Source organism: Gordonia sp. (in: high G+C Gram-positive bacteria), assembly GCF_012515855.1.
GTDB lineage: Bacteria > Actinomycetota > Actinomycetes > Mycobacteriales > Mycobacteriaceae > Gordonia.
In genome coordinates, this window is record NZ_JAAYXO010000160.1 from 1 (window position 1) to 2089 (window position 2089).

Genomic DNA, 2089 nt, shown 5'->3' on the forward strand with positions numbered 1-2089 from the left:
CGTGTAGATCACAGCCATCACGGCGGCGCGTTCCGACGATGCCGTGTGGGGCATGAGTGTGCGCAGCACCCCGAGGAACGCTGTGCCGAACCCGGAACCGACGATCGCGACCGACGCGACGTAGGCCGGGTAGGAACCGAGTGCGAGGGTGCCGATGCTCACTGCGGTGCCGAATGCCAGGGCGCTGGTCGCATACAGGCTGATGGTGCGGGCGGAACGCCGCTGCAGGACGGACGAGGCGGTGACTCCGGAGATCGCCAGTGCGAAGATGACGATGCCCGCGTGGGTGTGCGTGGAGCCCCCGAGCTCACTGCCGACGAGGCCGGCTCCGAGCGCGAGGAAGAGTCCGTTGGTCGCCCACCCAGCGATGATCGCGGGCACACCGGCGGTGAACATGCGGCGCAGGTGCGGTGGCACGGTGAACCGCGGGCGGAGGTCGCCACGTCGTAACCGGGTCTTGGGGACCAATTCCGGTGTGATCCACACCGTCGCTGCCACGATGAGGAAGGCGAGCACGAGCAGGCCGAAGACCGCAGCTGTCGGTTCGGGGGTGAGATCGAGGAGAAGCGCAGCACCGAGTGCCCCGGTCCCGAGACCGATCATCGGCCCGATCGTGTTCCACAGGGCTGCGATGTTCGGATGCGACGGCGGCTCGAAGTCGATCATCATCGCCGACAGGGCCGGGATGAGCAGACCCGCTGCGAGCCCTTGCAGAGCGCGTGCGACCAGGAGTGTCGCGAGGCCGCCGGCGAACCAGAACATGGCCAGGCTCAGTGCCAGCGCCAGGGAACCGGCGGTTACGACCGGACGTCTGCCGATGTAATCGGAGAGCGGTCCGAGGTAGAGCAGCGCGGCCAGGAGGGTGAAGGTGTAGACCGCGAATACGAATGTGGTGGCGACGGGAACGAGCTCGAGCCGTTCGGCGATCTGGGGGTAGAACAACGACGGCGCGCTGGCAGCCGCCATCATGAGAATGGTCGCTGCCAGCGAGAGCAGGAAGCCCCGCCGTGGGATCTGCCTGGTACAGTCTCCCGCCATCGCCTAGGCCTGCACGCCGTGGAGCTGCTGTCCCCACTGGTAGACGGTGCCGACCGCGTCGATGCCGGTGACGCCGACGACCATACCGTCGGTCTCGTGGCGGACGATGAACTCCTCGCCGGCTTCCAGGTAGGTGTTTGTGCCGGCCGTGTACCCGACTCCGGAGATCATCTGACCGTAGACCATCGCCATGTAGGGGCTGCGTGGCAGGTAGGTGCTCGGATCGTCGCTGATGCCGAGGTCGTGCAATGCGGCCTGTGCGGCGTGCGCACCCTGCGCGGCGGCGTCTTCCCAATGGTCGATGCGCCAGGCGCCCAGTGCTTCGTCGTGATGCGTGGCCACACCTCCAGCGGCGTAGACGTGGTCTGCTGCGGCGCGGAGGTGATCGTCGACGTCGATGCCGTTCGTCCACGGTGACGGGGCTGCGGGCGTCGTGCCGAGCGCAACGAGGAGGAAGTCGGCCACAATAGGATCGCCGTCGTCGAGGGTGATGGCGACACCGGATTCTGTTTCGTCGACATGCTGGAGAGTGCGACCGAATCGAGTCTGCACCTTGGCGGCATGGTCGGCGGCGAGGCGTTCAGCCACGGGCGCCCCAAACGCTCCGATGCCGGGAACGGAACTGCGAGAGACCAGCGTGACCATGTGTCCGTCGGCTTGCAGCGACGAGGCGGTCTCGGCTGCGATGATTCCGCCGCCGTAGATCGCCACGCGCGCCGGCCGTCCCAGGCCGGTCAGCAACTTTCGGATGCCGAGGGCATCCTCCACGGAGTGAAGAGCGGTGACCCTCCCTTGTCCGGCGTCGTCGCCGAACACGTCAGCGGGCAGGGAACGGGGCATGCTCCCGGTCGCGACGATGAGCGCGTCGTAGGAGACCTGTGCGCCGGAGGTCAGCCGGACCTGCTTCGCCGAGGTGTCGACTTCGAGCACGGTGTCGGCGATGACCTCGATCTGAGGCAGCGGGAGCTTGATCATCTCCGGCGGTGTCGGACCGAACGCGATTCCCTTGATGAGCATCCGCGTATAGGGCGTCTCCCCGGTGCGGGTCACC

General features: G+C 67.2%; 2 protein-coding genes. Both read right to left on the minus strand.

The genetic code is table 11. From position 1 onward, the window contains the following. The coding region (locus GX543_RS11795; protein WP_290852099.1) for an MFS transporter at positions 1-1038 on the minus strand (1038 nt) is incomplete at its 3' end. Between the two features lie 3 nt (positions 1039-1041). After that, a partial coding sequence (locus tag GX543_RS11800; protein ID WP_290852100.1) for an NAD(P)/FAD-dependent oxidoreductase occupies positions 1042-2089 on the minus strand: 1048 nt, incomplete at its 5' end.